Here is a 25,650-nt window from a genome sequence, read left to right as displayed (position 1 = left end):
TCCCTATGACAGTTGTTATAATGCCTGGACGGTAGATTATGACGACTGTCATAGCAAGGAGAATGGATGACCGAGCAGTCGAAGGTACGGCAGCGCGTCGTGGTGGCGGCCTCGGCCATGCTGGCGCAGCACGGCCTCAATGCCACCAGCATCCGCGAGACCATCAAGCGTGCCGAGGCGCCGCTGGGCTCCACCTATCATCACTTCCCCGGCGGCAAGCACCAGCTGGTGGTGGAGGCGGTGGAGCTAGCGGGGGCGCAGGTCAGCCGTGATCTGGAGCGGCAACTGCAGGCCGGCGCGCTGGCCGGTATCCAGGGCTTCTTGCGACTCTGGCGCGACATCCTCTTGGACTCGGACTTCCGCGTCGGCTGCCCGGTGATGGCGGTGGCGGTGGAAGAGCCGGTGGACGAGATCGCCCAGCGCGAGCTGGACGCCGCGGCGGGCATCTATCGCCGCTGGGAGGCGCGCTTGCAGGTGGCGCTGGTCGAGCATGGGCATTCGGAGGAGGCGGCGACTGGCCTGGCTACCCTGCTGGTGGCGGCGGTGCAGGGCGTGATCCCGCTGTGCCGCGCCCAGCGCAGCATCGAACCCTTCGACCGGGTGGCCGAGCGTCTGGTGGCGCTGGTCTGACGGGAACGCCGTCCGCGCCTACGGACTCCACCAGGGGTGCCTCTCTCACTGGAGTACCCATGAATCCCGAACCCGCGGACGACCAGCAGACGCCCCACGACTACGACGAATACGGCGACGTGCCGGATTCGGCCAATACCAGCACCACCGAAGAGCGCGAGGACCGTGACGACAGTCCCTTGAGTCCGAAGCGGTAGCGGGGCTTGGTGCCTGGTACGTGGACAAGGCTGCGCCGTTGTCCACGCTACGGGTGCCGGGCCTGGTGTGTAGGGTGGAAAACCGCGCAGCGTTTTCCACGCGTCCGTCGTGTACCCCACCCCGCCCCGAACGCCGATCCAGCCCCCTCTCCGGTGGGCGAGGATTGGGGGGAGGGCACCCACGGGGTCTTCCCAGCCCTTCTGTACGGCCACTTAGTCACCCGGCTGTAGCTGGCAGAGCAGCCCCGCCGCTGCGGACAATCGGCTCTTTGCCTACAGGAGTCTGCCGCCATGTCCCTCGTCTTCCATCAGGTCGATGTCTTCGCCCAGCGCCCCCTGGAGGGCAATGCCCTGGCGGTGGTCTGCGGCGCCGATGGGCTCTCCACCGCGCAGATGGCCGCCCTGGCGCGCTGGACCAACCTGTCGGAAACCACCTTCCTGCTGCAGCCAACCGATCCGGCGGCGGACTACCGGGTACGCATCTTCACGCCGCAACGCGAGTTGCCCTTTGCCGGGCATCCGACCCTGGGTAGCTGCCATGTCTGGCTGCGCGAAGGTGGGCGGCCGCAAGGCGTCGAGGTGATCCAGGAGTGCGGTGCTGGCCTGGTGCCGATCCGCGCGGCGGGTGAGGAACTGGCCTTCGCTGCGCCGCCATTGCTGCGCGGCGGGCCGGTGGAGCCCGAGGTGCTGGCGCGCATTGCCCGAGGCACCGGTCTGGCGCCTGAGCGCATCCAGGCCAGCCAGTGGGCCGACAACGGCCCCGGCTGGGTGGCGGTGCTGTTGGAGAGTCGCGAGGAGTTGCTGGCGATCCGCCCGGACTACAGCGCCCTGGAAGGACTGAACGTCGGACTGGTGGCGCCTTGGACGGGCGCGGAAGCCGAGGCGCAATTCGAGGTGCGTGCCCTGATGGGCGAGGAATTCGCCGAAGACCCGGTCACCGGCAGTCTCAATGCCAGCCTGGCGCAATGGCTGATCCCGGCCGGCCTGGCGCCGGAGCGCTACCTGGCCAGCCAGGGCACGGCCCTGGGCCGGCGCGGACGGGTGCGGGTGGCGCGGATCGACGGCCGTATCTGGGTGGGCGGCGCGGTGCAGGACTGCATCCGCGGCACCCTGACGCTTTAGGTTCCATACGAAAAGTGCCTGTGCTCGGTGATGCTTCGTTGAAAGAGGCCTGGATCGCCAGCCCGGCCAAGGGGCCCCATCGCAATGCTCATTTACCGCTCGTAAACGCGAGCGCGAGCCCGGTTCGCTTTCTCGCTGATTTTTGCCTTGCCTCACCTTCGCTCGGCGACTTTTCAGACAAGCCTTAGAACCTCTGTCTGTTCCAGGAGTGCACGTCATGTCCCTCGTCTTCCATCAGGTCGATGTCTTCGCCCAGCGCCCCTTGGAGGGCAATGCCCTGGCGGTGGTCTGCGGCGCCGATGAGCTCTCCACCGCGCAGATGGCCGCCCTGGCGCGTTGGACCAACCTGTCGGAAACCACCTTCCTGTTGCAGCCGACCGACCCGGCGGCGGACTACCGGGTACGCATCTTCACGCCGCAACGCGAGTTGCCCTTTGCCGGGCATCCGACCCTGGGCAGCTGCCATGTCTGGCTCCGTGAGGGTGGGCGGCCCAGGGGTGGCGAGGTGATCCAGGAGTGCGGCGCCGGCCTGGTGCCGATCCGGGCGGCGGGTGAGGAACTGGCCTTCGCCGCGCCGCCATTGCTGCGCGGCGGGCCGGTGGAGCCCGAGGTAATGGCGCGCATTGCCCGTGGAACCGGTCTGGCGCCTGAGCGCATCCAGGCCAGCCAGTGGGCCGACAACGGTCCCGGCTGGGTGGCGGTGCTGCTGGAAAGTCGCGAAGAGCTGCTGGCGATCCGCCCGGACTATGCCGCGCTCGGGAATCTGAGCCTGGGGGTGATAGCACCCTGGCAAGGCGCGGAGGCGGAAGCCCAGTTCGAGGTGCGAGCCTTCATGGGTAGGCAGTCTGGTGAAGACCCGGTCACCGGCAGCCTCAACGCCAGCCTGGCGCAATGGCTGATCCCGGCCGGCCTGGCGCCGGAGCGCTACCTGGCCAGCCAGGGCACGGCCCTGGGCCGCCGTGGTCGGGTGCGGGTGGCCCAGATCGATGGCCGCATCTGGGTGGGTGGCACGGTGCAGGATTGCATCCGCGGCACCCTGGATCTCTGAAGGCGGACGCTCCGCTGAGCGCCCGCCGCTCCCTTACAGCCCGACCGAACGGCCCTTGAAGCCGGCGACGTCGAAGTAGCGGGTGTCGCCCACGGTCTGGGTCTTCAGCTCGGTGACCAGGCCGTCCTGCGCCGGTTGCGAGCGCTGTTCCTGGTGGCTGGCCTTGACCGGCTTGCCGCCTTCGAGGCTTTCGTCGAGCACCCGGCCGACCAGTTGGCCCTTGGCCGGAATCTGCAGGTGCAGCAGGTGCGCCAGGGTCTGGCCGACGTCGGCGTTGCTGGCCGGGCTCAGGTCGACGAAGCCCTTGCGGAAGTCCGGGCCGATGGCCGCCATGAAGTTGTGGGTATCGCCGCGGCTGAAGCTGCCGTGCATGCCCTGGCCCTGCTGCAGGCCGGTGTCGGCCACTTCCACGGCGCAGACGTCGGGCTTGCCGCAGCCGCTGTCGTAGGAGCGGAAGTTGACCACGATGGCCGGGTAGGGAGTGAGTGCCGAGCCCTTGAGGTTGATGGCCGACAGCGGCAGGGTGCCGGGGATCTTGCCCAGGTCGTCGTCGACGAACAGGCCGCTGACGTAGTCCTGCTTGAGCAGGGCGGCGACCACCTGGGGGGCCAGCGCCTTGGCATCGGCCTGGGGCAGGTAGACCAGGTCGGAGCCGCCATTGGCTGCCACCACCACCTCGGGCTTGGCCGGGTCCGGGCCGATCAGGCCGTTGGCCTTGCTCGGGTGCTGGCCCTGGCTCTTGTCCACCCCCGCGCCCTTGGCGTCCGGGTCGAGCAGCGGCAGGTGCAGGGCGTCGGCCAGGTCGAGGGCGAGGAAGCCCGGCGGCAACTGGCCCTTGGGCACGTCGGTGTAGCTGGTCTGGGCGGCCGGACTGGTCTCGCTCTCCTTGGAGATGGTGGAGAAGCCGTGGTCGGCGCTGACGAAGATGTCGGTGTTGGTGTCCAGGCCCAGTTCCTTCAGCCGGGCGCGCAGGGCGCCGAGGTTGGCGTCGACGTTGCGGATGGCGGCGAGGCTGGTGGGTCCGTTGATGCCGGGGGTGACCTTGCCCAGGCTGTCGCCCTGGTTGTGCTGGGTGCCATCCGGGTCACGCGACCAGAACACCAGCACGAAGGGCTTGCCGCTCTCCTTGAAGCGCGGCAGCAGCACCTGGTTGGTGACGTCGAGGAAGTAGCGCTGCTGCTCGACGTTGGCACTCAGGGTGCCCGGCGTGGTGGCGTTGCCGGCCTTGCCGTTGGCGCCCCGGCTCGGGGCTTCCAGCGGCAGGCCGGCCTGTTTCAGAGCGTCCTGCATGGCCGGGCTGAGGGGGATGCCGGTGGGATGGCCGGTGGAGTCGTCGACGATCACGGTCTTCTCGCCGTCGCGGGCGGTCACGTCCTGGATGGCCACCGGGCCGAGCTTGCCCACGGCGGCGGTGGACAGCCCGGCCTGGCGCGCGGCGGCCAGCAGGGTCTCCTCGTCCAGGTAGTTGCCGGCGAAGTGCTCGTCCACGTCGCCCAGCACCTCGTCGTTCTCCAGGAAGGGGGTGACGCTGCCGCCCGCTCCCGGAACCGGGAAGCCGGTGTAGATCGTGTTACCGAAATCCCCGGTATCGCCCAGGTAGTGCCCGGTGGCCATGGCCGAGGCATTGGGCGTGGTGAAGGTGGGGAAGAGCGAATGGCTGTTCTGGAAGTTCACCCCTTCGCGGCGCAGCTGGGCCAGGTTCGGTGCGGTCTGCTCATCGACGATGCCGGCGCGCAGGCCGTCGGGGATGAAGAGGATCACGTTGCGCGCCGGCGCGGCGGCCATGGCGGCCGAACTGGCGAGCAGGGTAAGGCAGCAGGCGCGGGCGAGCAGGGTGGGGATGAACGCCATGGAAGGATCCCTGAGAGTCGTAGAATGAAGGAAGAGGTGTAACAAGAGATTGCTGCACTTTTATGATGACAACGAGGTGACAGGCCCTCGGCATCCTTTGTGCAGCGTTCCGGCCTCTTTGAAAGGAGCTTTCCATGGCCCACGCCTTCGACCGCACTGCCCGTACCCCTGCCTCGCCCCGGGATCTCGATACCCCGGCCATCCGCCAGGCGCGTATCGATCTGGCCGCCTGTTTCCGCATGGCCGCCCGCCTGGGCCTGGGCGAGGGGATCTGCAACCACTTCTCCTTCGTGGTGCCGGGGCATGACGAGCTGTTCCTGGTCAATCCCTACGGCCTGGCCTTCGCCGAGGTCACGGCCTCCTCGCTGCTGATCTGCGATTTCGCCGGCGGCGTGGTGACTGGCGAAGGCGCGCCCGAAGCCACCGCCTTCTATATCCACGCCCAGTTGCACCGGCTCAACCCGCAGGCGCGGGCGGCCTTCCACACCCATATGCCCAACGCCACGGCGCTCTGTCTGCTGGAGGGCGACCCCTTCGTCTGGGCCGGGCAGACTGCGCTGAAGTTCTATGACCGTCTCACCGTGGACGAGGATTACAACGGCCTGGCGCTGGACTATGCCGAGGGCGAGCGCATCGCCCGGGCTGCCGGGGACGCCGCCGTGGTGCTGCTGAAGAACCACGGTCCGCTGGTGCTCGGCCCGAGCATCGCCGAGGCCTGGGACGACCTCTATTACCTGGAGCGCGCCGCGGAGGTGCAGCTCAAGGCCATGGCCAGCGGTCGACCGCTCAAGCCGGTGACCGCGAGCATCGCCCATGCCGCCTGCCAGCAGATGCTGCAGGGCAACGCCGACAGCGCCCGGCTGCACCTGGAAAGCGTGAAGCGCCAGCTGTTGCGCCTGGAACCGGATTACCTGTACTGATGCCCGCGGCGGCGCATGGGCTGCTGCGCGAAGGAGTCGCTGGCCTCAGCGCCGCTCTGCAGGGCAGCCAGGGCTAGTTCGCCGTCGAGTCCGGCCACCAGGCGCTCGCGCAATTGCTGCTTGATGGCGCGGCCGACGTCGCGCTGTCCGTGATGATCCAGGGCCAGGAAACCTCGACGCAGGATCTCGAGGGAGAGCGACGGCACCTCCACCCCCAGCGGACAGACGTCGTAGGTGAGCGGTAGAGCGGAAGCGGACGGCATCCTGGTGATCATGGGGTGTCCCTCCTGGACGAGAAATTCATCATGCCAGGGCCTGCCGGTCGGGCCGCAGTGGCAAACCTTCGAGGCGTGGACTGCTGCTCAATTTTTGCGCAGACGAAAAAAAGCCCGGGTCCTACCCGGGCTAAAGCGCAGATGTCAGCTTCTACGATGCCATGACGGCATGGGTACAGACTGACAGCTGCGGCTTAGGACTGGCTTAACGCCTGCCCACCGCAACGGAAAATGTCCAGCGGCGGGGGGAGGCCGCGGCCTGCCTAGCGAATCTGGGCGGCGAGGAGCGCCATGCCGGCGATCACGCCGAAGATCAACAGCAGTTTCAGGGGGGAAAGCTTGTCCATGGGCTTCTCGCGGGACGGCCATCATCGTTCGGCTGATGATAGCAAAAAGCCACTACTGGGTGCCGGCGTCGCCGCCCGCGGCGTGCGGATCGCCCAGCATCAGCTGGACCCGGCGTTCGAGCGTATCGAGGGTGAAGGGTTTGATCAGCACGCGCATGCCGGCGTCGAGATCGCCGTCGCCGATGGCGTGGCTCTCCGCGTAGCCGGTGATGAACAGCACCGGTAGCTGAGGCCTCAGGGTGCGCACCGCATCGGCGAGCTGGCGACCGTTGAAGGCGCCGGGCAGGCCGACGTCGGTGACCAGCAGGTCCACGGCGACTCCGCTCTGGATCAGGTCGAGGGCGGTGGCTCCCTCGGCCGCTTCCAGCACCTGGTAGCCCTGGGCGGTCATGGCTTCCGTCACCAGGGCGCGGATGGTGGGTTCGTCATCGACCACCAGCAGGGTCTCGCCGTGGCCCGGCACCCGGGGTTGCTGCTCGGGGTAGACGGGCGTCGGCTCGATCGGCACGAGGTGGTGGCGCGGCAGGCAGAGGTGGACCCAGGTGCCGGCGCCGGGTGCGGATTCGATCTGGATACTGCCACCCGACTGCAGGACGAAGCCATGCACCATGGACAGGCCCAGACCGGTGCCCTGGCCGAGGGGCTTGGTGGTGAAGAAGGGGTCGAACACCCGCGCGCGGATGTCCTCGCTCATGCCGCTGCCGGTGTCGCCCACGCTCAGGCGCACGTAGTCGCCTTCGGCCAGGCTGCAGCGCCGGGCGCTGTTTTCGCCCAGGCGTTCGTTGGCCAGCACGATGCGGATACGCCCACCCTCCGGCATGGCGTCGCGGGCATTGAGGCAGAGGTTGAGCAGGGCGTTCTCCAGTTGTGAGGCATCGATGTGGGTCAGCCAGAGCTCGGGATCGGCCTCGCGTTCCAGCACGATCTGCGGACCTATGCTGCGCTGGATGAGGTCTTCGAGTCCGATCACCAGTTGTTCCAGGGCCACCGGCTGGGGATCCAGGGTCTGCCGGCGGGAGAAGGCCAGCAGGCGATGGGTGAGGGCGGCGGCGCGCTGGGCGGCGCTGCGGGCGGTGCCCGTGTAGCGGTCGAGATCCTCCAGGCGGCCCTGGCGCAGGCGCAGGTCGAGCATTTCCAGCGAACCCAGGACGCCGGTGAGCAGGTTGTTGAAGTCATGGGCGATGCCACCGGTGAGCTGGCCGACGGCTTCCATCTTCTGGGAATGCCGCAGTGCCTCTTCCATGACCCGGATGCGTTGCTGCTCCTCCAGGCGGGTGGTGACGTCGTAGGCGAATTGATAGGCGCCGAGGGCACGGCCGTCGGCGTCGCGCAGCACGCTGAACTGCAATTCGTAATGGCGGGGTGTCGTCCCCTTGCCGACACTGATGATCTCGCTGAACTCTTCTCCGGCGAAGGCGCGCCGCCACATCGGCAGTACCTGGTCGCGCAGGTCGGGATGGCCATCCAGGGCTTCCAGGAAGGAGTCCCCGATATGTGGCCGCACGCCGATCAGCCGCTCGAACACCGCGGCGCCCGTGCCATTGACCGCCAGCCAGCGGAAATTGAAGTCCAGTACCTGGATGAGGGCAGCGGCGCCGTCCACCACGCTGGCCAGGATGCGGTTGGCGGCCAGGGTCGCCTGCACCCGCTCCTCCAGCGTCTCGTTGAGCTGGCGCAAGGCCGCCTCGGCGCGCTTGCGCGGGGTGACGTCCTGGAACAGCACCGCGACCTGGCGCCGGCTGGCCGGCTCGATGCGAAAGGCGGTCACGTCGAGGTAGCGCCCGGTGGCCACCAACTCCTGCTCGAAGCGGATGGATTCGCCGGTGCGCAGCACGTGGCCGTAGCGGTCGAGCCAGGCCTGGGCCTCGGCACCGACCATGTCGCGCAGCTTCTGGCCCACCACGTTGGGGATGCCGGCGTGGGCGGCATAGGCCGGGTTGGCCTCGACGTGGATGTAGTCGCTCAGCGGGCCATGGGGGCCGTCGAGGAATTCGATGATGCAGAAACCCTCGTCCATGGCGTTGAACAGGAACTGGTAGCGCTCGCTGGCCAGGGCCGAGGTCCCCACCGGCGGCTGGTCGCGAGCCTCGAGCTGGCGGCGCAGCTCGTCGTTGCTCTGTTCCAGCTGCGCGAGACGGGCCATCAGGGCGGGTAGGTCTGCGAGGGACACGACACTCTCTGCAACGGGAGGAGGGAGGCGAAGACTTGGCTTCACGAGGTGCGCATTAGACGCTGCCATGCGGAAAAGTGCCAGGCACTTCACGGAGCGCTCTGGACGGCGCGTCTTACGGGATGAGCGGAGGCTCCAGGCTTCGCGGATAGCGCCTGTGTGATCTTCCGGCCACTGGGCCTTGGGTGGATTGACACCTCGGAAACTCACTCATACGATGTCATATGAATATCTGGTAACAGCTTTCCAACGACCCCGGTTCACGCCGGCCATAACAACAAGTCAGGAAGCCCACTACATGACTATCCAGGTCACTCCCGGGACGGAGTCCGCCCCGCGGCCGCAGGTCCCGCCCGTCGCCTCCGCGCAACAAACCTCCCGCTTCACCCGCTATCGCTGGCTGATCTGCGCCCTGCTGTTCATCGCCATCGGCGTCAACTACATCGACCGGCAGATGATCGGCATCCTCAAGCCCACGCTGCAGACCGATCTGGGCTGGACGGAGACCGACTACGCCAAGATCGTCTTCTGGTTCCAGTGCGCCTACGCCATCGGCTTCCTCACCTTCGGCCGCATCATCGACAAGGTGGGGGTGCGCATCGGCTATGCCCTGGCCTTCACCATCTGGACCATCGCCAGCATCGGCCACGGCATCGCCCATACCGTCACCCACTTCGTGCTGGTGCGCTTCACCCTGGGTTTCGGCGAGTCCGGCAGCTTCCCGGCCAGCCTCAAGGCGGTGTCGGAATGGTTTCCGCAGAAGGAGCGTGCCCAGGCCACCGGCATCTTCAACGCCGGCACCGCCATGGGCCCGATCATCACACCTTTGCTGGTGCCGGCCATCACCCTGGCCTGGGGCTGGCGTGCGGCCTTCATCTCCATCGGCATCGTCACCGCGCTATGGCTGATCGCCTGGCTGCTGATCTATCGCCGCCCCCACGAGCATCCCAAGGTAAGTCGTGAGGAATTGGCCTACATCCAGGCCGACGATGGCTCCCCGGTATCGGCCAAGCCGGCCGTCGAGACCAAGATCTCCTGGTTCAAGCTGCTGACCTTCCGCGAGACCTGGGCCTACGCCGCCGGCAAGTTCCTCACCGATCCGATCTGGTGGCTGTACCTGTTCTGGCTGCCAGACTTCCTCGGCAAGACTTACGGTCTGAATCTGAAATCCTTCGGTCCGCCGCTGATCGCCATCTACATCCTCGCCGACATCGGCTCGGTGATGGGCGGCTGGGGCTCGTCCAAGCAGATGAAGCTCGGCCGCAGCGCCAACCTGGCGCGCAAGACCACCATGCTGCTCTGCGCCCTGGCGGTCGTGCCCATCGTCACCGCCCAGTTCGTCTCCAGCCTGTGGCTGGTGGTCGGCATCATCGGTCTCGCCGCTGCGGCTCACCAGGCTTGGTCGGCCAACCTGATGACCCTGCCGTCGGACCTCTTCCCCAAGGAAGCCGTAGCCTCGGTGATCGGCATCGGCGGCACCGCTGGCGCCATCGGCGGCATGCTCATGACCACCTACAACGGCTACATCCTGGAGATCTTCAAGTCCTACCAGCCGATCTTCATCGTCGCCGGCAGCGCCTACCTGGTGGCCATCGTGGTCATCCATGTGCTCACGCCGCGCCTCAAGCCGGTGCCGCTGGAACGCATCGCGGTGGGCTGACCTGGGGTCGCTGACAGAGAAGCCGCCGGGTCATTCCCCGGCGGCTTTTTTCATGCCGCTGGCTGTCCGGATCGCGCAGGGGACTGTCCTGTTCGCGAGCGCAGCGGGCCGGTGAGGCGGTCAGACTCTGAGGCCCAGCCCTGGAGTCCCCCATGCTCAAGCAACCCCAGACCAAGTACCGCGCCTTTACCGCGCCCCCGTTACCCGACCGCCAATGGCCGGGCCGCCAGCTGACCAGCGCGCCGCGCTGGTGCTCCACCGATCTGCGCGATGGCAACCAGGCACTGATCGAGCCCATGGGGCTGGAGCGCAAGCGACGCTTCTTCGCCCTGTTGCTGGCGATTGGCTACCGGGAAATCGAGGTGGCCTTTCCGGCGGCGTCCCAGACCGATTTCGATTTCGTGCGTGAACTGGTTACCGCGGACGGACTGCCGGACGATCTCTGGCTGCAGGTGATGACGCCGGCACGCAGCGAGCTGATCGAGCGCACCTTCGCGGCGCTGGTGGGCGTACCCCGCGCCATCGTGCACCTCTACAACGCCACCGCGCCGCTGTTTCGCCGGGTGGTGTTCGACCAGGATCGCGCCGCCACCCTGGCCATGGCGGTAGCTGGTACCCGGCAGGTGCGCGCCCTGTGCGACGCCCAACCGGAGACCGCCTGGACCTATCAATACTCGCCGGAAACCTTCTGCTTCACCGAAGCGGACTTCGCCCTGGAGATCTGCCAGGCGGTGCGCGAGGCCTGGCAACCTTCGGCGGACCGCCCGCTGATCCTCAATCTGCCGGCGACGGTGGAAGTGGCCACGCCCAATGTCTATGCCGATCAGATCGAAGGCTTCATCCGCGGCCTGGGCCCGGCGGCCCATGTGACCATCAGCGTCCATCCGCACAACGACCGTGGTACTGGCGTCGCCTGCGCCGAACTGGCCCAGCTGGCCGGGGCCACGCGCGTGGAGGGCTGCCTGTTCGGCAATGGCGAACGCACCGGTAACGTGGACCTGGTGACCCTGGCGCTGAATCTCTACAGCCAGGGGATCACGCCGGGGATCGACTTCTCCCGCCTGGAAGAGGTGGCCAGCGTGGTGGAAGCCTGCAACCAGCTGACCATCCATCCGCGCCATCCCTATGGCGGTCGCCTGGCCCTGGCCGCCAATACTGAGCAGGGCGCGGCCCTGGGACTCGTCGATCCGGCCGAGCTGGGGCTCAGGGCGCGGCGGAGCTGACCGGGTCGGGCAGGTCAGCCTGGCCGCGATAGGCCGAGGGCGATACCCCCAGCACCTGGCGGAAACGGGTGGCGAAGGCACTGGGGCTGGCGTAGCCGTGGTCCAGGGCGACGTCGACGATGGCGTGGCCGGCGGCCAGGGAGGTCAGGCTGGAATCCAGCCGCGCCCGCTGCAGCCACTGGCCGAAGGTCAGGCCGGTCTCCTTGAGGAACAGCCGGCTCAGGGTACGCTCGCTGACCGCCAGTCGCGCGGCGGCGCCGGTCAGCGTCCAGCGTTCGCCCGGGTGCTGGCGCAGGTGGCGGCAGAGTTCAGCGAGGGTGGCATCCACCGGCCAGGGCAGGTGCAGTCCGGCGGTGGGCGAGCCCTGCAACTCGTCGAGCATCAGCTGCAGAATATGGTAGGCGCGCCCTTCGGCAAGTCTGTCGGCAGGCAGGGGCAGGGCGGCCAGGATGAGTTCGCGCAGGAGCGGCGAGACGGCGATCAGCTGGCAGCGTGTCGGCAGCTCGGCCCGTACCTGCGGATCGACGAACAGGGTGCGCACCTCGACGCGGCCCAGCAGGTGCAGGTCGTGCTCTTCGCCGGCGGGCACCCAGACGCCCCGTCCGGGCGGCACCACCCAGCGCCCCTGGGCGGTGTTGACGATCACGATGCCGCAGAGCGCATGGATCAGCTGCGCCTGACGATGGCTATGGGGCGGCACCCGTTCGCCATGGGCATAGTCCTGGGCCACGGCGTGCAAGCCGTTGCATGAGCTGAAGTCGATGAGCATGGCGTCAGGCCGTCGCGCGGCTGGCCAGCCACTTGCCCAGCAGGGCGTCCAGCTGCTGCTGCTCGGCCTCGCTGAGCGTCGCCAGGGCCCGGCGCTCGTTGTCGACGTGGGCGGCCATCAGGCCATCGATCAGGGCGAAGCCGTCCGCGGTGAGGGCCACCAGGGTACTGCGGCGATCCTCGGGATTCTTGCGCCGCTCGATCAGGCCGGCTCGCTCCAGGCGGTCGAGGCGATTGGTCATGCCGCCCGAGGAGATCATGGCCGACTCATAGAGCACCGTGGGACTCAGGGCGTAGGGCTCGCCCGCTCGCCTCAGGGTCGCCAGCACATCGAACTCGCCATAGTGCAGTCGGTGCTCGTCGAAAAATGGCTGCAGCACATCGCGATTGAGCACCTGGGCCACTTCACCCAGGCGGCCCACCAGGCGCATGGGCAGGGCATCCAGGTCGGGGCGCTCGCGATGCCACTGGTCAACGGCGAATTCGGCGCGATCGGCCATTGGCTTACCTCGGGAATATATCTTGATGTTAAGATACTTCTCATCAAGAGAAATACCGAATCTTGCTGGAGATTGTCCATGCTTTCCGCGTCATCATCATCCCCGACCATGGCCGCACCGCGCCAGGATGCCTTCCTCGCCGTGTTGCTGGTGCTGCTGGTCGGCTTGAATCTCAGACCCATCCTGGCGGCCATCGGTCCGCTGCTGGATGGCATCCAGGCGGCCACCGGCCTGGAGGGCAGCGGCGCCGGGGTGCTGACCACCCTGCCCATCGCCGCCATGGGCCTCTGCGCCCTGGGTGGCGCCCGTCTGCAGGCCTGGCTCGGTGAGCGCCGGGGCATCGCCCTCGGTCTGCTGCTGCTGGCGCTGGCCAATGCCGCGCGCTGGGAGGAGCCCGGCAGCCTGGGGCTGATCCTCACCGCCGGCCTCGGCGGCGTCGGCATCGCCCTGGTGCAGGCGCTGATCCCGGCCTACATCCGCCGCTGCTATCCCGCCCGCACCAGCACCCTGATGGGGCTCTATACCACCGGCATCATGGGCGGCGCAGCCGTGGCCGCCGCCACGGCTGCGCCCCTGGCCGAACAACTGGGTTGGGGCCAGGGCCTGGCGGTCTGGACCTTGCCGGTGCTGCTGGCCCTGGGTATCTGGCTGGCCCTGGCGCGGCCGGATGCGCCGTTGGTGGCCGCTGCGCCCCGCGCTCAGGCCTGGCGCTCGCGGCAGGCCTGGCTGTTGCTGGCCTTCTTCGGCATCGGCACCGCTGCCTACACCCTGGTGCTGTCCTGGCTACCGCCGTACTACACGGGCCTTGGCTGGCGTCCGGCCGACAGCGGGCTGCTGCTGGGCGGCGTGAGTCTCGCCGAGGTCAGCGCCGGCCTCCTGCTGTCGGCCACCATCGCCCGCTTGCGCCATCGCCGGCCGCTGGTGCTGGGCGTGCTCGGCGTGGTGCTGGTTGGCCTGCTGTGCCTGGCCCTGGCGCCGTTGCGCCTGGCGATCCCCACCGCCATCCTGCTCGGCCTGGGCATCGGCGCGCTGTTTCCGCTGTCGCTGATCCTGGCGATGGACCAGGTGCGCGATCCCGCCGACGCCGGCGCGCTGCTCGGTTTCGTCCAGGGCGGTGGCTACCTGATCGCCAGCCTGGCGCCGCTGGCCGCCGGCATCCTGCGCGACCATCTGGACAGCCTGGCCAACGCCTGGCTGCTGATGGCCCTGGGGGTGCTGCTGCTCATGGGCCTGGGGCTGCGCCTGACCCGGCCCGAGCAGCCGGTGCTGGCGACGCGCTGCCAGGAGGCCTAGGTCGCGCGCGGCAGGCGCAATTCCACGCAGAAGCCGCCGCGTGGGCGGTTGCGAAAGCTCAGGGCGCCGCCCAGGCGGCGGGTGATGGTCTCGACGATGGCCAGGCCCAGTCCGGCGCCCTGGGGATTGCCGGAACTGTAGAAGCGGTCGCACAGGCGTGCCAGTTCGGCTTCGTCCACCCCCGGGCCGCTATCCTCGACCCGTAGCAGCACGCCATCGTCGTGACCGGCTTCGATACCCACCTCCACCGCGCTGCCGGCCGGGGCGAAGGCCAGGGCGTTGGTGACCAGGTTCTGCAGGGCGATGGCGATGGCATCCGGATCGCCCAGCACTGGCGGTCCGGCCTGGGCCGCCAATACCAGCTCCACCTGATGCTTGAGCGCCAGGGGCGTCAATTCGGCCAGCTCCTCACGCACCAGGGGTTCCAGGGCCAACGCCTGGACCTGGCTGGCGCCGGGTTCCAGGCGTGCCAGAGTCAGCAACTGGCTGGCCAGGCGGGTAGCCCGGCTGACGCCCTGGCGCAGATAACCGAGGGCTTCGTCGCGCTCCGCCGCGGTCTCGGCGCGCTGGGCGTTCTGCGCATGGAGGTCGAGGATCGCCAGGGGCGTGCGCAATTCGTGGGCGGCGTCGGCGATGAAGCGCCGCTCGCGGTCGAGCAGGGCGCGCAACTGGGCGAGCAGGTGATCGAGGGCGCTGCGCATGGGTTGCAGTTCCGGCGGTAGCGGACCGGCCGGCAGTGGCGCCAGGCTGTGCTGGTCGCGTTCGCGCAGGCCACGGGCGAAGTCCTGCAGCGGGCGCAGGCCCCAGCCGAGCAGCAGCCAGAGCACCGCGACCAGCAGCGGCAGTCCGACCAGGGTCGGCCATAGCGTGTGGCTGACGATGCGCTGGATCAGGTCCTGGCGCAGGTCCTCGCGCTCGCCGACCCAGATGCGCAGGCCTCCGTTGGCCGTGCGCACCAGCATCCCGCACCATTCGCGGCCGTTTTCGAAGACCTCGTGCAGGCCCTCGGGCGGCACCTCGCTCAACCGGGGTGCGTTACCGGAGCGCACCAGCAACTGGTCGTCCGAGGTCCAGATCTGGAAGGTCAGCTGGTTCTCGTAGGGATGCGCCGCCACGCCGGGAGCGGGTTGCATGGCGCGGTCGAACACCCGGGTCAGGGCGGGCCAGTTGTCCGCCGTCGGCAGGCCGGTCTGCAACAGGCCTTCCAGCAGGCGCGCGCCCTGTACCAACTGGGCGTCGTAGATGCCCTCGATCTCGCGATGACTGTCGCGCAGGGCCAGTAGGGCGAGGGCCAGGCTGCCGGCCATGACCAGGGCCAGGGTAGGGGCGAGGATGCGGGTGCGGATGGCGATCATGGCTGGCGCTCCAGCAGGTAGCCGACGCCCCGCACCGTGCGGATGAGGCTACTGTCGAGCTTCTTGCGCAGATTGTGGATGAGTACTTCCAGGGTGTTGCCCGAGGCCGCTTCCTGCCAGCCGTAGAGGGCGTTGCTCAGCCGCTCTCGGGTGATGACGGCACCGGGGCGCAGCAGCAACTGGTGCAGCAGCTGGTATTCCATGGGTGTCATGCTCACTTCGGCGCCGCGGAAGCGCACCGCCTGGCTGGCCGGGTCGAGGCTGACGCCGCCGTATTCCAGCAGCGGCTGGGCACGCCCGCAACTGCGACGGATGAGGGCGCGGATACGGGCCTTGAGTTCGTCAAGGTCGCAGGGCTTGACCAGATAGTCGTCAGCCCCGGCATCCAGGCCCTGGATGCGGTCGGCCTTGGCGTCGCGGGAAGTGAGCACCAGCACTGGCACCTGGCCCTCGGGCTGGCTGCGCAGGCGCCGCAGCAGTTCGAGACCGTCCAGCCGCGGCAGGCCCAGGTCCAGCAGCACCAGGTCGAAAGCCTCGGAAGCCAGGGCGTGCTCGGCGGCCAGGCCATCGGCTACCCAGTCCAGGGTATAGCCCTCGCCGCGCAGGGCCATGCGGATACCCTGCGCCAGGGCCGCGTCGTCTTCCACCAGGAGTACCCGCACGGCTTTTTCCTCCACTCGCTGCACCGGTAGCCGCCCATCATCGCCGCCGCATCGCGGACCCGGGTACACCAACTGTTACCAGGCATTGCGCCCTAAGATTGCATTAAGGTTCGGCGCCGAGCCTGGGCTTCCCCAACAAGAGGAATCCCATCATGCGCCGTTTGCTGCTTCCGCTGCTCTTCGTCAGCCCCCTGACCCTCGCCGCCGAGCCCCAGTGCACCCAGGCGGACAAGTCCACCTGGCAGAACGCCGAGCAATTCCAGGCCAAGCTGCGCGAGCAGGGTTACGAGATCAAGAAGTTCAAGATCACCAAGGGCAACTGCTACGAGATCTACGGCTTCGACAAGGACAGGCGCAAGGTCGAGATCTATCACGATCCGGTGAGCGGCAAGGCGGTCAAGACCGAGATCGACAGCTGATGAATGCAGCGACCGTACGGCTCTGGGATCCGTTGATACGGCTGTTCCACCTGTCGGTCGCCGCGGCCTTCTTCGCCAACTACTTCTTCAACGAACAGGGCGCCTTCTGGCACCGCTGGATCGGCTACTACGCCAGTGCCTGGCTGCTGGTACGGCTGATCTGGGGCTTCATCGGCCCGCGCAGCGCGCGCTGGAGCGATTTCTGGCCAAGCCGCGCCCGCCTCGGAGCCCATCTGCGTGACCTCTGGCAGGGGCGTCCCCACCACCGCCTTGGCCATTCGCCGCTCGGCGCCCTGGTAATGCTGCTGATGATGGCCGCCATCGGCGCGCTCGGTGTGACCGGATTCCTCATGCGCGAGGTAGACGCCCTCTGGGGCGCCGACTGGCCCCAGGACCTGCACGCCTGCTTCGCCAACGCGCTGCTCGCCCTGGTCTGCCTGCATGCCGTGGCGGCGGTGGTGGAAAGCCTGAGAGTGCGCGACAACCTGCCGCTGTCGATGCTGACCGGTCGCCGGCGCCCCCTCGACGAAGACGTCCGGCGTCCCTAAAAGCCTGTTCATAATCTCGCGAGCTAGAGGCAAACAAGGCGAAAATGGCTGAGGAAGCGGAGTTTACGAGTGGTAAATGAGCATTCCGAAGCCATTTTCAACGCGGTTTGGCCGACGCGCAGCAGATTTTGAACAGGCTCTAAGCGCAGTGCCCACCGAGGGTTCCGGGCGGGTCCACCTGCACCGTCACGTGTTGCAGCCCGTGTCGACTGCGCAGCACCTCGCCCACCAGAGTGGGCAGTTGCAGCGGATCGCTACCTGGCGCCGGGGTGATGTGCAGGGTGGCGATACGGGTTTCGTCGGTCAGGGTCCAGACGTGCAGGTGGCCCACCTCGGCGACGCCGGGCAGATCCTGGACGGCCGCCGTGGCGCCGGCGGTGTCGAATTCCCGGGGAGCCGCCTGCAGCAGCACTGCGCCGGCATCCCGGACCAGCGACCAGGCCGACTTGACGATGAGCAGGGCGACCAGGATCGACAGCGCCGGATCGAGCCAGGTCCAGCCGGTCCAGAGAATCCCCAGGGCGGCGAGGATGGCGCCGACCGATCCGAGCAGGTCGCCGGCCACGTGCAGCAGGGCACCGCGCAGGTTGCTGTCATCCTTGTGCCCGCCGTTGAGCACCGCGAAGCCGACCAGATTGACCACCAGGCCGATCACCGCCACCACCAGCATGGGGCCGGACAGCACCTCGGTGGGCTCGCGCAGCCGCGTGATGGCTTCCCAGCCGATCCACAGCACCAGCAGCAGCAGGGCGACGCCATTGGTCAGGGCCGCCAGGATGCGCACCCGATGGAAGCCATAGGTGAAGCGGGCATTGGCCGCCTTGGCTGCCACGCGATAGGCCACCAGGGCCAGCAGCAGGGCGGCGGCGTCCGAGATCATGTGACCGGAGTCGGCGATCAGCGCCAGCGAGCCGGACCACCAGCCGCCCAGCGCCTGTACGATGGCGTAGCCGAAGGTCAGGGCGAAGACCAGTTTGAGCTTGCGCTCGTTGCTGGCCGTGACCCGCGGCGCATGGGAATGGCCATGCCCGTGAGCCTGTCCGTGGTCATGCTGATGATCGTGATCGTGATCGTGATCGTGATCGTGATCGTGATCGTGATGGTCGTGGTGGGTGGAGCCACTCATCGATAGGTCTCTCGTTGGTAAGGGAACGGGTGCCGCTAGGTCTGCAGCCTGAAGCCTGAAGTCACTTCAGGGTCAAGGGCTTCAGCGCGCCGTCGGCGACCGGACAGTGATCTGTAACCTCAGGTTAGCCACTAAGACTGCATTAAGGTTCGTCCCTCAGGGTGGCGGCTTCCCATCGCTGGAGCCCGGCCATGCCTGTTCGTTCCCTTCCGCAGTCGCCGTGCGAGCCTTGCTGATGCTCGTCCTGCCGCTCCGCACCTCTGCCACCGGCCGGCGTCCCTGGCGCAACCTGGTGTTGCTCGCCAGCCTGAGCTGCCTGCTGCTGCTGGCCGACGACTTCCTCCAGCAGCTGTTCACCCCCAACAACCGCGCCGAACTGGAGGCGGGCTACGTCGCCGCGCTCTGGGTGTTCAGCCTGGCACTATGGCTGTGCAACCTGCCGCGGCTGGCGGCAGCCATCCTGTTCACGTTCGCGGTGATGCAGCTGCTGCAGCTGGGCAACCTGAGCTTCTTCGGCGAGCCGCTCAGCGCCATCGACATCCAGGCCATGCTGGGCGACACCGCCGAGGTGCGCCAGGCGCTCTGGCTCAGCCTGCCCGAGCACTGGCCGGTACTGCTCTGCGTGGGCCTGCCCTATGGCCTGTTGATCGCCCTGCATCTCTACCTGCCCGGCCGGGTACCACTGCCCGCGAGCCGCTGGGCGCTGATCCTGATCGCCGCGGTGCTGCTGTCCAAACCCTATCGCGCCACCTACCGCAACCTCGATGCCTTTGTCCCCAGCCCGGCTCGCAGCGGACTGCACAATAGCCTCAACGCCTTTTCCGCCTGGGCGGTGCGCCTGGCCGGGCGTGACGATGTCGTGCTGCCGCCGACAGCCTATGCCCCCTACCAATTGGCCCAGGTGCCGAGCACGGCACGCCACGTCTGGCTGGTGGTGGCCGATTCGCTGCGCAGCGATCGCCTGGGTGCCTTCGGCTATGCAAGGAACACCACGCCCAGGCTATCGGCCTATCTCGAGGGGAATCCCCAGGCGCTGACGCGGCCCGGCGTGGCAGCGGGGGTCGCCACCGACGTGAGCCTGCCCTATCTGCTCAACCCGATCCGCGAGCCGGGGCAGGACCAGCGCCTGCGCACCGGCGAGATCAACCTGTTCCGCTTCGCCCAGGCCGCCGGCTTTCGCACCTACTGGCTGTCGTCCCAGGAGTCCAAGCTGCTGGCGCACCTTGGCAGTCGCTACCTGGACGTCTCCATCACCCGCGAGGACCATCCGCTACGCTTCCTGCAACGCCAGGACCGCGCCCTGCTGGACATCCTCGACGAGCAGCGCTGGGCCCCGCGCAATTTCGTGGTGCTCAACCTGCGTACCGCGCACCTGCCCTATGCGCAGAACTACCGGCACGAGACCACGCCGGCGCCCTGGCCGGACCAGGGCGCCGAGGGGCAGGCCAACGCCTACGACAATTCGCTGCATTATCTGGATGGCCTGCTCGCCGAGATCCTCGCCGACTTCGACCGCCTGGAGGGCGAGCGCTACCTGATCATCACCGGCGACCACGGCCAGCGGCTGGGGGAGGGTGGCCACTGGGGCCATAACGACCTGGTACCCGAGGTCAGCGACGTCCCGGTGATCGTGGTGGCACGGGACGCCCCGGAGCAGGCTCTGGCCAGTCTGCAGGGCGAGCGCTGGATCAGCCATTACGAGGCCGGCAGCTGGCTGGCGGAACGCCTGGGCACTCGAATCGACAATCCCAATCGCCGGCCGGACGAGCACTTCGTCCACGGCAAGCTGCTGTTCAGCGACAACTTCGTGCAGCGCGTCTGCGAGTCGCCTACCGGCCTGGTCCACCAACCGCCGCAGCAACTGAGCAAGCTGCTGCTGGATACCCCCAGCAACCCCTGTGGCTAGCCTCTCGGGGGTCTTACTCTCTCCCTTCGGGCGCCGCTACACTGCTGGCGCCCGTTCACGTTCATCGCGCAAGGACTTCGCCATGTCCACCGGTTCTTCCCCTTCCCGCTATGCCCGCAGTGCCCGACGACTGCATTGGCTCATGGCCCTGCTGGTGCTCCTGGCCTATGGCCTGATCCTCAGCCGCGGACAGTTCGAGCGGGGTTCCCTGGAGCGCCAGTGGGTGGTGCTCAGTCATTTCTGGGTGGGGCTGCTGGTGCTGGCGCTGGTGCTGCCGCGGCTCTGGGTGCGCCACCGGCATCCGGTGCCGCCCATCACGCCGCCGCTGGCACGGAGCCTGGAGACGGTCGGCCGGCTGACCCACTACGCTCTCTATGGCTTCCTGCTGGCCCAGCCGCTGCTCGGGCTGTTCACGGTGTGGCTAACCATCGGCGCGGTGAAGATCCCTTCCAGCACCTGGGCGCTGCCTTCGCCCTTCGCGGTGGACCCTGAGCTGGCCAAGTCGCTCAAGGGCGTACACATCTGGCTGGGCACGGCGTTCTATTGGGTGATCGGCCTGCACGTGCTGGCGGCGCTATGGCACCACCTGATCCGGCGCGACGACACCCTCAAGCGTATGCTCTAGCGCCAGCGCGCCGTGGCCTAGCGCGGATAGAGCGCGATGATGCGATCCCGGCCGCCTTCGGCCAGCAGGTAGCCGTCACCCCTGGGCAGCAACGCCTGGGGCGCGCGCAGAAAGGTGAGGATGGCGCGCGGGGCGGACTGGCGATCCCAGAGCAGCAGGCGAGCGCGGTGGGTGGAGTCTTCGCTGATCCACAGGCCGCGACGGTCGCAGAGCAAGAAGCTGGGCTCCCGCAGTTCGCTCAGGGCGGGCGGATCGCGACCGTCGTCGCTCAGTTGGCGCACCAGCCCGCGGGCCTTCTCGGTATAGAAGGCGCGGCCATCGGGGCAGCGGGTGAAGGACTCGGCTTCGTCCAGGCGGTCGCGCAGTACGGTCAGGCTGCCGTCGCGGGCGTCGTAGCGCAGCAGGCGGCCCTCGCCCTTGCGATCTTCCACGGCGTAGAGGTGCTCGCCTTCGGCCCAGAGTCCCTGGGCATTGATGCCAGTGAAGAGATCGCGGCTGGCGGTGGCGTCGAACCAGCGCACCGGATGGGTACCCCCTTCCTGGCTATAGGCGAAGCCGTCGCGGTAGGGGATCAGTCCATCGGGCTTGGACAGCCCCTCGCGCACTACCTGGCGCTGGCCCCTGGCGTCGATACGCAGGAGGCGCCCCTTGCCGTCCTTGAGTTCTTCCGCGGCGAGCAGGGCATCACCCTGCCAGGCCAGGGCGCTGGCCTTGGCGACGTCGGCATAGGCCACCTCGTAGCGCCAGCCGCTGGCGGCCTGGGCCGGCCAGAAGCGCTGCCAGGCGAGGAAGCCGACCGCTGCGAGCAACAGCGCGGCCAGGGCGCCGAGACCGTAACGCCAGCCGCGTACCATCACGAGGCGACGGTCCCCAGGTGTTCGTAGAGGATGGCGGCGCCGATCACGATCAGCACCACGCCGCCGAGCATTTCCGCGCGTTTGCCGACCAGGTTGCCCATCACCCGACCCAGCATCACTCCGGTGGTGACCATGACCATGGTGGCGAGGCCGATGGCCAGGGCCGCGGTGACGATGTTGACGTCGATGAAGGCCAGGCCCACGCCCACGGCGAGGGCGTCGATGCTGGTGGCCACGGCGGTAAGGGCGAGCAGCAGGAAGGAGTGCTGGCGCGGCTTTTCCTCTTCGGCCTCGGGGGCGCCGAAGCCGGCCCAGATCATGCGCAGGCCGAGCACGGTGAGCAGGGTGAAGGCGATCCAGTGATCCCAGGGCTGCACGTATTGGGCGGCGGTCAGGCCGATGGCCCAGCCGATCACCGGGGTGACGGCTTCGATGACGCCGAAGATGGCCCCGGTGCGCAGGGCTTCGCGCAGGTGGGGCTTGTGCAGACTGGCGCCCTTGCCCACGGCGGCAGCGAAGGCGTCGGTGGACATGGCGAAGGCCAGGAACATCAGGGAAGCAGGGTTCATCGTCACAGCGCCGACCGGGCTCGATCCATAAGACACCCCCGCACGCCCGGTATGGCACGGTGATGTCTCTGGTCTCGCCAACCCTGACTGGCTGTCCTGACCACGGCGGTTGCCGAGTATGTTGACCAGGACGCTTTCCGCCGCGACGGAAGCAGGCTACTCCCCAAAGAGGCCGCCACCTTACCTAGCCGGATAGAGAAAGTCTATCTTGTAGATAGTTCTAATATATATAGCCTTGGCTAAATCTTCTGCCGTCGCTAGGGCTATGACCTCCTGAGTGCGCCCGAAAACGGCGTTCTAGACGTATGGAGTTGGCGGCACGGGATGCCGGCGAGGTGCGGCACAGGCGGCTACCGACCCCAGGGCATGTCGTTAGTCGATCGCTGGAAGTCGCCCGCGCAGGGGACGAAGGCTGCGTCGAAAAGGAGGCAACCTCTCTTTCGAGGAGACCGGACAGGGCTGCGGACGCCGCCCGGCACCGGGAATGACGCTTCATTCGCACGCTCGGTAGGAGCGACGGGCATGGCTATGGTGGCGCTCTGCCGTCCCCGTTTCGTCATGGCGCTGACACCTAATTGTCACATTTCGGCAATAGCCTAGCGCCAGCCCTCACTAAGGTAATGGAGCAACCAATGAAACGCACGTTCAGCCTCTCCCTGTTGTTGTCGGCCTTTTGCCTGAGCACTGCCGCTCACGCCGTGGATGTCACGGGCGCAGGCTCGAGCTTCGTTTACCCGGTCCTGTCGAAGTGGTCGCAGACCTTCAGCGAGAAGACCGGCAACCGCATCAACTACCAGTCCATCGGTTCCGGCGGCGGCATCGCCCAGATCAAGGCGGCGACCGTGGACTTCGGCGCCACCGACGCCCCCATGAGCACCGAAGACCTGCAGAAAGGCGGCCTGGGCCAGTTCCCGACCATCATCGGCGGTATCGTGCCGGTGGTGAACGTGGAAGGCATCGAGCCCGGCAAGCTGAAGCTCGACGGCCCGCTGCTGGCCAAGATCTTCATGGGTGAGGTCAAGACCTGGAACGACCCGGCCATCGCTGCCCTGAACCCCGGCCTGAAGCTGCCCGACAGCGCCATCACCGTGGTCCGTCGTTCGGACGGTTCGGGTACGTCCTACAACTTCACCAACTACCTGGCCAAGGTCAGCCCGGAGTGGAAGGAGAAGTTCAACTTCGGCACCACCGTCAACTGGCCGGTCGGCGTGGGTGGCAAGGGCAACGAGGGTATCGCTGCCTACGTGAAGCAGATCAAGGGCTCCATCGGCTACGTCGAGTACGCCTATGCGCTGACCAACAAGATGTCCCACGTGCAGCTGAAGAACGCCGCCGGCAACTTCGTGCAGCCGGATGCCAAGAGCTTCCAGGCCGCCGCCGCTACCGCCGACTGGAAGAGCGCCAAGGACTTCAATCTGCTGATGACCAACGCCCCGGGCGCCGACGCCTGGCCGATCACCGCCACCACCTGGATCGTGATGTACAAGGAGCCGAAGAACGAAGAGCGTAGCAAGGTCGCCTTCGACTTCTTCAAATGGTCCCTGGAAAACGGCCAGAAGGAAGCGTCTGCCCTGGACTATGTCCCGGTCCCCGATGCCCTGGTCAAGCAGATCGAAGGCTACTGGGCGTCTGACTTCAAGAAGTAAGCAAGACCGCCTGCCGTCCGGGAACCCCCAAGGGGCCCGGGCGGCTTCGCGCATCCCGATCTGCTGACCGGAAATCGCCATGACCGATCAAACCCTTCCCCTTTCGGCCGCTCAGGAAGAGCGTATCCGTCGGGATACCCGCGCGGACACCTGGTTCCGGCGCCTGCTGTTCTCTGCCGCCCTGCTGGTCCTGCTGGTGCTGGTCGGGGCAGCCCTGTCCACCCTCTGGGGTGGCCGCCTGGCCTTCATGACCTTCGGCCTGGATTTCCTGACGTCCGCCGAATGGGACGTCGGTGCCGAGAAGTTCGGTGCCCTGGTGCCCATCTACGGCACCCTGATGACGTCGCTGATCGCCCTGCTGCTGGCCGTGCCCACCAGCTTCGGCATCGCCCTGTTCCTCTCCGAGATCGCCCCCACCTGGCTGCGTGGCCCGGTGGCGACCGCCGTCGAACTGCTCGCCGGCATTCCCTCGATCATCTACGGCATGTGGGGCCTGTTCGTCTTCGGCCCCTTCATGGCCGCGCACATCTCGCCCTTCATCAACGACTACCTGGGCGCCATCCCGGTCATCGGCGTGCTGTTCCAGGGCCCGCCGCTGGGCATCGGCATGCTCACCGCCGGCATCATCCTGGCGATCATGATCCTGCCCTTCATCACCTCGGTGATGTACGAGGTGTTCCGCAGTGTGCCGCCCCAGCTCAAGGAGTCGGCCTACGCCCTGGGTTCCACCACCTGGGAAGTCTGCTGGGACATCGTGCTGCCCTACACCCGCTCGGCGGTGGTCGGCGGTGCCTTCCTCGGCCTGGGCCGCGCCCTGGGCGAGACCATGGCGGTGACCTTCGTGCTGGGCAACGCCCACCAGTTCTCCGCGTCGCTGATGATGCCGAGCAGCTCCATCGCCTCGGTGATCGCCAACGAATTCAACGAGGCCTACACCGATCTGCACCGCTCCGCGCTGATCGCCCTGGGCTTCCTGCTCTTCGTGGTGACCTTCTTCGTGCTACTGGCAGCGCGTCTGATGCTGTCGCAACTGTCACGCAAGGCAGGTAACTGATGCAAGTCGACGCCTATCTCTATCGCAAGCGCCGGATCAAGAACGGCATCGCGCTGATCCTCGGCAGCGCCGCGGCCGTGCTCGGTCTCGGCTTCCTCGTCTGGATTCTCGGCACCACCCTGATCAAGGGCATGAGCGCCCTGAGTCCGAGTCTCTTCGTCGAGATGACCCCGCCGCCCGGCGCTACCGGCGGTGGCCTGGCCAACGCCCTGTTCGGCAGCGTGCTGATCACCCTGCTGGCCACCGCCATCGGCGCGCCCATCGGCATCCTGGCCGGTCTGTGGCTGGCGGAATACGCGCGCCATTCCAAACTCGGTCTGGTGGTGCGCTTCGTCAACGACATCCTCCTGTCGGCGCCGTCCATCGTCATCGGCCTGTTCATCTACACCGCCGTGGTGGTGCAGCTCAATCATGCCACCGGCGGCAGCATAGGTTTCTCCGGTTTCGCCGGGGCCCTGGCGCTGGCCATGCTGGTGGTGCCAGTGGTGACCCGTACCACCGACGAGATGATGCAGCTGCAACCCTCGGCCATGCGTGAAGCGGCCCTGGCCCTGGGCATCCCCCAGTGGAAGGTGACCCTGCAGGTCCTGCTGCGCGCCTCCCGTGCCGGCGTGGTGACCGGGGTGCTGCTGTCCATCGCCCGCATCACCGGCGAGACCGCCCCGCTGCTGTTCACCGCCTTCGGCAACCAGTACTGGAACGCGGACCTGCTCAAGCCCATGGCCAGCGTCCCCGTGACCATCTTCCAGTTCGCCATGAGTCCGTTCGAGAACTGGCAGCAACTGGCCTGGGCCGGCGCCCTGCTGCTGACCCTGTTCGTGCTGTTCCTGAACCTTTCCTCTCGCTTCTTCTTTCGCAACCGGGATTCCAAGTGACTAC

Annotated in this window: 25 protein-coding genes and 1 riboswitch; of the genes, 15 read left to right on the top strand and 10 right to left on the bottom strand. The window is 67.5% G+C overall.

What is annotated here, in order from left to right; genetic code table 11:
* Positions 1–66: 66 nt before the first annotated feature.
* The 4 genes from RND78_RS05875 to RND78_RS05860 all read left to right on the top strand — a co-directional run bounded on the left by RND78_RS05875 (position 67) and on the right by RND78_RS05860 (position 2,997).
* Positions 67–630, top strand: a complete 564-nt coding sequence (locus RND78_RS05875; protein ID WP_312726801.1) for a TetR/AcrR family transcriptional regulator — start codon at positions 67–69, stop codon at positions 628–630.
* A gap of 59 nt (positions 631–689) precedes the next feature.
* Positions 690–827: a hypothetical protein gene (locus RND78_RS05870; protein WP_312726800.1), complete on the top strand. Its 138-nt coding sequence runs from the start codon at positions 690–692 to the stop codon at positions 825–827.
* A gap of 291 nt (positions 828–1,118) precedes the next feature.
* A complete protein-coding gene (locus RND78_RS05865; protein WP_312726799.1) occupies positions 1,119–1,949 on the top strand; it encodes a PhzF family phenazine biosynthesis protein in 831 nt (276 codons plus the stop codon).
* A 217-nt stretch (positions 1,950–2,166) separates the two neighbouring features.
* The gene (locus tag RND78_RS05860; protein ID WP_312726798.1) at positions 2,167–2,997 is read left to right on the top strand and encodes a PhzF family phenazine biosynthesis protein; all 831 of its coding nucleotides are present in this window, start codon (positions 2,167–2,169) and stop codon (positions 2,995–2,997) included.
* 33 nt (positions 2,998–3,030) lie between these two features.
* Here RND78_RS05860 and RND78_RS05855 read toward each other — a convergent pair whose 3' ends face one another.
* On the bottom strand, positions 3,031–4,848 hold the full coding sequence (locus tag RND78_RS05855; protein WP_312726797.1) for an alkaline phosphatase family protein: 1,818 nt from the start codon (positions 4,846–4,848) through the stop codon (positions 3,031–3,033).
* A 134-nt stretch (positions 4,849–4,982) separates the two neighbouring features.
* On the opposite strand from RND78_RS05855, the gene RND78_RS05850 reads away from it, so the two are divergent.
* Complete coding sequence (locus RND78_RS05850) at positions 4,983–5,768, top strand: aldolase (protein ID WP_312726796.1); 786 nt, start codon at positions 4,983–4,985, stop codon at positions 5,766–5,768.
* Here the strand turns inward: RND78_RS05850 and RND78_RS05845 are convergent.
* Together RND78_RS05845 and RND78_RS05840 are read right to left on the bottom strand one after the other, a co-directional pair.
* Positions 5,756–6,043, bottom strand: a complete 288-nt coding sequence (locus RND78_RS05845; RefSeq protein WP_312726795.1) for a hypothetical protein — start codon at positions 6,041–6,043, stop codon at positions 5,756–5,758. The genes RND78_RS05850 and RND78_RS05845 overlap by 13 nt on opposite strands.
* 399 nt (positions 6,044–6,442) lie before the next feature.
* Entirely contained in the window at positions 6,443–8,560 is a 2,118-nt protein-coding gene (locus tag RND78_RS05840; RefSeq protein ID WP_312726793.1) for an ATP-binding protein, read from the bottom strand.
* Between the two features lie 298 nt (positions 8,561–8,858).
* Here RND78_RS05840 and RND78_RS05835 point away from each other — a divergent pair, with 298 nt between their 5' ends.
* Both RND78_RS05835 and RND78_RS05830 read left to right on the top strand, forming a co-directional pair.
* A complete protein-coding gene (locus RND78_RS05835) occupies positions 8,859–10,220 on the top strand; it encodes an MFS transporter (protein WP_312726791.1) in 1,362 nt (453 codons plus the stop codon).
* A gap of 152 nt (positions 10,221–10,372) precedes the next feature.
* Positions 10,373–11,443: a 2-isopropylmalate synthase gene (locus RND78_RS05830; RefSeq protein WP_312726790.1), complete on the top strand. Its 1,071-nt coding sequence runs from the start codon at positions 10,373–10,375 to the stop codon at positions 11,441–11,443.
* Here the strand turns inward: RND78_RS05830 and RND78_RS05825 are convergent.
* Both RND78_RS05825 and RND78_RS05820 read right to left on the bottom strand, forming a co-directional pair.
* Positions 11,424–12,212, bottom strand: a complete 789-nt coding sequence (locus tag RND78_RS05825; RefSeq protein WP_312726789.1) for a helix-turn-helix transcriptional regulator — start codon at positions 12,210–12,212, stop codon at positions 11,424–11,426. The two genes, RND78_RS05830 and RND78_RS05825, sit on opposite strands and share 20 nt — an antisense overlap.
* A gap of 4 nt (positions 12,213–12,216) precedes the next feature.
* Positions 12,217–12,711, bottom strand: coding sequence for a MarR family winged helix-turn-helix transcriptional regulator (locus RND78_RS05820; protein WP_166655912.1), 495 nt, complete (start codon positions 12,709–12,711; stop codon positions 12,217–12,219).
* 78 nt (positions 12,712–12,789) lie between these two features.
* On the opposite strand from RND78_RS05820, the gene RND78_RS05815 reads away from it, so the two are divergent.
* A complete protein-coding gene (locus tag RND78_RS05815) occupies positions 12,790–14,004 on the top strand; it encodes an MFS transporter (RefSeq protein ID WP_312726788.1) in 1,215 nt (404 codons plus the stop codon).
* On the opposite strand, the gene RND78_RS05810 is transcribed toward RND78_RS05815, so the two are convergent.
* A complete protein-coding gene (locus tag RND78_RS05810; RefSeq protein WP_312726787.1) occupies positions 14,001–15,359 on the bottom strand; it encodes an ATP-binding protein in 1,359 nt (452 codons plus the stop codon). The genes RND78_RS05815 and RND78_RS05810 overlap by 4 nt on opposite strands.
* Positions 15,356–16,021: a response regulator gene (locus RND78_RS05805; protein WP_312726785.1), complete on the bottom strand. Its 666-nt coding sequence runs from the start codon at positions 16,019–16,021 to the stop codon at positions 15,356–15,358. Before RND78_RS05805 ends, RND78_RS05810 begins: the two co-directional genes overlap by 4 nt.
* A 152-nt stretch (positions 16,022–16,173) precedes the next feature.
* On the opposite strand from RND78_RS05805, the gene RND78_RS05800 reads away from it, so the two are divergent.
* The gene (locus tag RND78_RS05800; RefSeq protein ID WP_312726783.1) at positions 16,174–16,440 is read left to right on the top strand and encodes a PepSY domain-containing protein; all 267 of its coding nucleotides are present in this window, start codon (positions 16,174–16,176) and stop codon (positions 16,438–16,440) included.
* Positions 16,440–16,988, top strand: coding sequence for a cytochrome b/b6 domain-containing protein (locus RND78_RS05795; protein ID WP_312726782.1), 549 nt, complete (start codon positions 16,440–16,442; stop codon positions 16,986–16,988). The genes RND78_RS05800 and RND78_RS05795 overlap by 1 nt, the downstream gene beginning before the upstream one ends.
* A 139-nt stretch (positions 16,989–17,127) precedes the next feature.
* Here RND78_RS05795 and RND78_RS05790 read toward each other — a convergent pair whose 3' ends face one another.
* A complete protein-coding gene (locus tag RND78_RS05790) occupies positions 17,128–18,114 on the bottom strand; it encodes a cation diffusion facilitator family transporter (RefSeq protein ID WP_312726780.1) in 987 nt (328 codons plus the stop codon).
* A gap of 235 nt (positions 18,115–18,349) precedes the next feature.
* Between RND78_RS05790 and RND78_RS05785 the strand changes: the two genes are divergently transcribed.
* Both RND78_RS05785 and RND78_RS05780 read left to right on the top strand, forming a co-directional pair.
* A complete protein-coding gene (locus RND78_RS05785; protein WP_312726779.1) occupies positions 18,350–20,020 on the top strand; it encodes a phosphoethanolamine transferase in 1,671 nt (556 codons plus the stop codon).
* Between the two features lie 82 nt (positions 20,021–20,102).
* A complete protein-coding gene (locus RND78_RS05780) occupies positions 20,103–20,645 on the top strand; it encodes a cytochrome b (protein ID WP_312726778.1) in 543 nt (180 codons plus the stop codon).
* Between the two features lie 17 nt (positions 20,646–20,662).
* Here RND78_RS05780 and RND78_RS05775 read toward each other — a convergent pair whose 3' ends face one another.
* Both RND78_RS05775 and mntP read right to left on the bottom strand, forming a co-directional pair.
* Entirely contained in the window at positions 20,663–21,499 is an 837-nt protein-coding gene (locus RND78_RS05775) for a hypothetical protein (RefSeq protein WP_312727279.1), read from the bottom strand.
* Entirely contained in the window at positions 21,499–22,071 is a 573-nt protein-coding gene (mntP, locus tag RND78_RS05770; RefSeq protein WP_312726777.1) for a manganese efflux pump MntP, read from the bottom strand. Before mntP ends, RND78_RS05775 begins: the two co-directional genes overlap by 1 nt.
* A gap of 5 nt (positions 22,072–22,076) precedes the next feature.
* A riboswitch (yybP-ykoY riboswitch) is annotated at positions 22,077–22,243 on the bottom strand.
* 448 nt (positions 22,244–22,691) lie between these two features.
* On the opposite strand from mntP, the gene pstS reads away from it, so the two are divergent.
* The 3 genes from pstS to pstA all read left to right on the top strand — a co-directional run bounded on the left by pstS (position 22,692) and on the right by pstA (position 25,646).
* A complete protein-coding gene (gene pstS, locus RND78_RS05765; RefSeq protein WP_082707053.1) occupies positions 22,692–23,717 on the top strand; it encodes a phosphate ABC transporter substrate-binding protein PstS in 1,026 nt (341 codons plus the stop codon).
* Positions 23,718–23,796: 79 nt separating this feature from the next.
* On the top strand, positions 23,797–24,771 hold the full coding sequence (gene pstC, locus RND78_RS05760) for a phosphate ABC transporter permease subunit PstC (protein ID WP_312726776.1): 975 nt from the start codon (positions 23,797–23,799) through the stop codon (positions 24,769–24,771).
* Positions 24,771–25,646, top strand: coding sequence for a phosphate ABC transporter permease PstA (pstA, locus tag RND78_RS05755; protein ID WP_312726775.1), 876 nt, complete (start codon positions 24,771–24,773; stop codon positions 25,644–25,646). The genes pstC and pstA overlap by 1 nt, the downstream gene beginning before the upstream one ends.
* Positions 25,647–25,650: the final 4 nt, after the last annotated feature.

The sequence above is a fragment of the Pseudomonas oryzihabitans genome, assembly GCF_032027545.1.
Lineage (GTDB): Bacteria > Pseudomonadota > Gammaproteobacteria > Pseudomonadales > Pseudomonadaceae > Chryseomonas > Chryseomonas oryzihabitans_F.
This window is presented reverse-complemented; position numbering and strand designations above follow the sequence as displayed.

What these genes read in the sequence shown, in the direction of transcription:
- RND78_RS05860 (WP_312726798.1), top strand. Translation starts at nt 2,167, where the DNA reads ATGTCCCTCGTCTTCCATCAGGTCGATGTCTTCGCCCAGCGCCCCTTG.
- RND78_RS05845 (WP_312726795.1), bottom strand. Translation starts at nt 6,043, where the DNA reads ATGATCACCAGGATGCCGTCCGCTTCCGCTCTACCGCTCACCTACGAC.
- RND78_RS05830 (WP_312726790.1), top strand. Translation starts at nt 10,373, where the DNA reads ATGCTCAAGCAACCCCAGACCAAGTACCGCGCCTTTACCGCGCCCCCG.
- RND78_RS05825 (WP_312726789.1), bottom strand. Translation starts at nt 12,212, where the DNA reads ATGCTCATCGACTTCAGCTCATGCAACGGCTTGCACGCCGTGGCCCAG.
- RND78_RS05780 (WP_312726778.1), top strand. Translation starts at nt 20,103, where the DNA reads ATGTCCACCGGTTCTTCCCCTTCCCGCTATGCCCGCAGTGCCCGACGA.
- RND78_RS05810 (WP_312726787.1), bottom strand. Translation starts at nt 15,359, where the DNA reads ATGATCGCCATCCGCACCCGCATCCTCGCCCCTACCCTGGCCCTGGTC.
- RND78_RS05800 (WP_312726783.1), top strand. Translation starts at nt 16,174, where the DNA reads ATGCGCCGTTTGCTGCTTCCGCTGCTCTTCGTCAGCCCCCTGACCCTC.
- RND78_RS05775 (WP_312727279.1), bottom strand. Translation starts at nt 21,499, where the DNA reads ATGGTACGCGGCTGGCGTTACGGTCTCGGCGCCCTGGCCGCGCTGTTG.
- RND78_RS05875 (WP_312726801.1), top strand. Translation starts at nt 67, where the DNA reads ATGACCGAGCAGTCGAAGGTACGGCAGCGCGTCGTGGTGGCGGCCTCG.
- RND78_RS05790 (WP_312726780.1), bottom strand. Translation starts at nt 18,114, where the DNA reads ATGAGTGGCTCCACCCACCACGACCATCACGATCACGATCACGATCAC.
- RND78_RS05870 (WP_312726800.1), top strand. Translation starts at nt 690, where the DNA reads ATGAATCCCGAACCCGCGGACGACCAGCAGACGCCCCACGACTACGAC.
- RND78_RS05850 (WP_312726796.1), top strand. Translation starts at nt 4,983, where the DNA reads ATGGCCCACGCCTTCGACCGCACTGCCCGTACCCCTGCCTCGCCCCGG.
- mntP (WP_312726777.1), bottom strand. Translation starts at nt 22,071, where the DNA reads ATGAACCCTGCTTCCCTGATGTTCCTGGCCTTCGCCATGTCCACCGAC.
- RND78_RS05835 (WP_312726791.1), top strand. Translation starts at nt 8,859, where the DNA reads ATGACTATCCAGGTCACTCCCGGGACGGAGTCCGCCCCGCGGCCGCAG.
- RND78_RS05865 (WP_312726799.1), top strand. Translation starts at nt 1,119, where the DNA reads ATGTCCCTCGTCTTCCATCAGGTCGATGTCTTCGCCCAGCGCCCCCTG.
- pstC (WP_312726776.1), top strand. Translation starts at nt 23,797, where the DNA reads ATGACCGATCAAACCCTTCCCCTTTCGGCCGCTCAGGAAGAGCGTATC.
- RND78_RS05855 (WP_312726797.1), bottom strand. Translation starts at nt 4,848, where the DNA reads ATGGCGTTCATCCCCACCCTGCTCGCCCGCGCCTGCTGCCTTACCCTG.
- RND78_RS05785 (WP_312726779.1), top strand. Translation starts at nt 18,350, where the DNA reads ATGCTCGTCCTGCCGCTCCGCACCTCTGCCACCGGCCGGCGTCCCTGG.
- RND78_RS05820 (WP_166655912.1), bottom strand. Translation starts at nt 12,711, where the DNA reads ATGGCCGATCGCGCCGAATTCGCCGTTGACCAGTGGCATCGCGAGCGC.
- RND78_RS05815 (WP_312726788.1), top strand. Translation starts at nt 12,790, where the DNA reads ATGCTTTCCGCGTCATCATCATCCCCGACCATGGCCGCACCGCGCCAG.
- pstA (WP_312726775.1), top strand. Translation starts at nt 24,771, where the DNA reads ATGCAAGTCGACGCCTATCTCTATCGCAAGCGCCGGATCAAGAACGGC.
- pstS (WP_082707053.1), top strand. Translation starts at nt 22,692, where the DNA reads ATGGAGCAACCAATGAAACGCACGTTCAGCCTCTCCCTGTTGTTGTCG.
- RND78_RS05795 (WP_312726782.1), top strand. Translation starts at nt 16,440, where the DNA reads ATGAATGCAGCGACCGTACGGCTCTGGGATCCGTTGATACGGCTGTTC.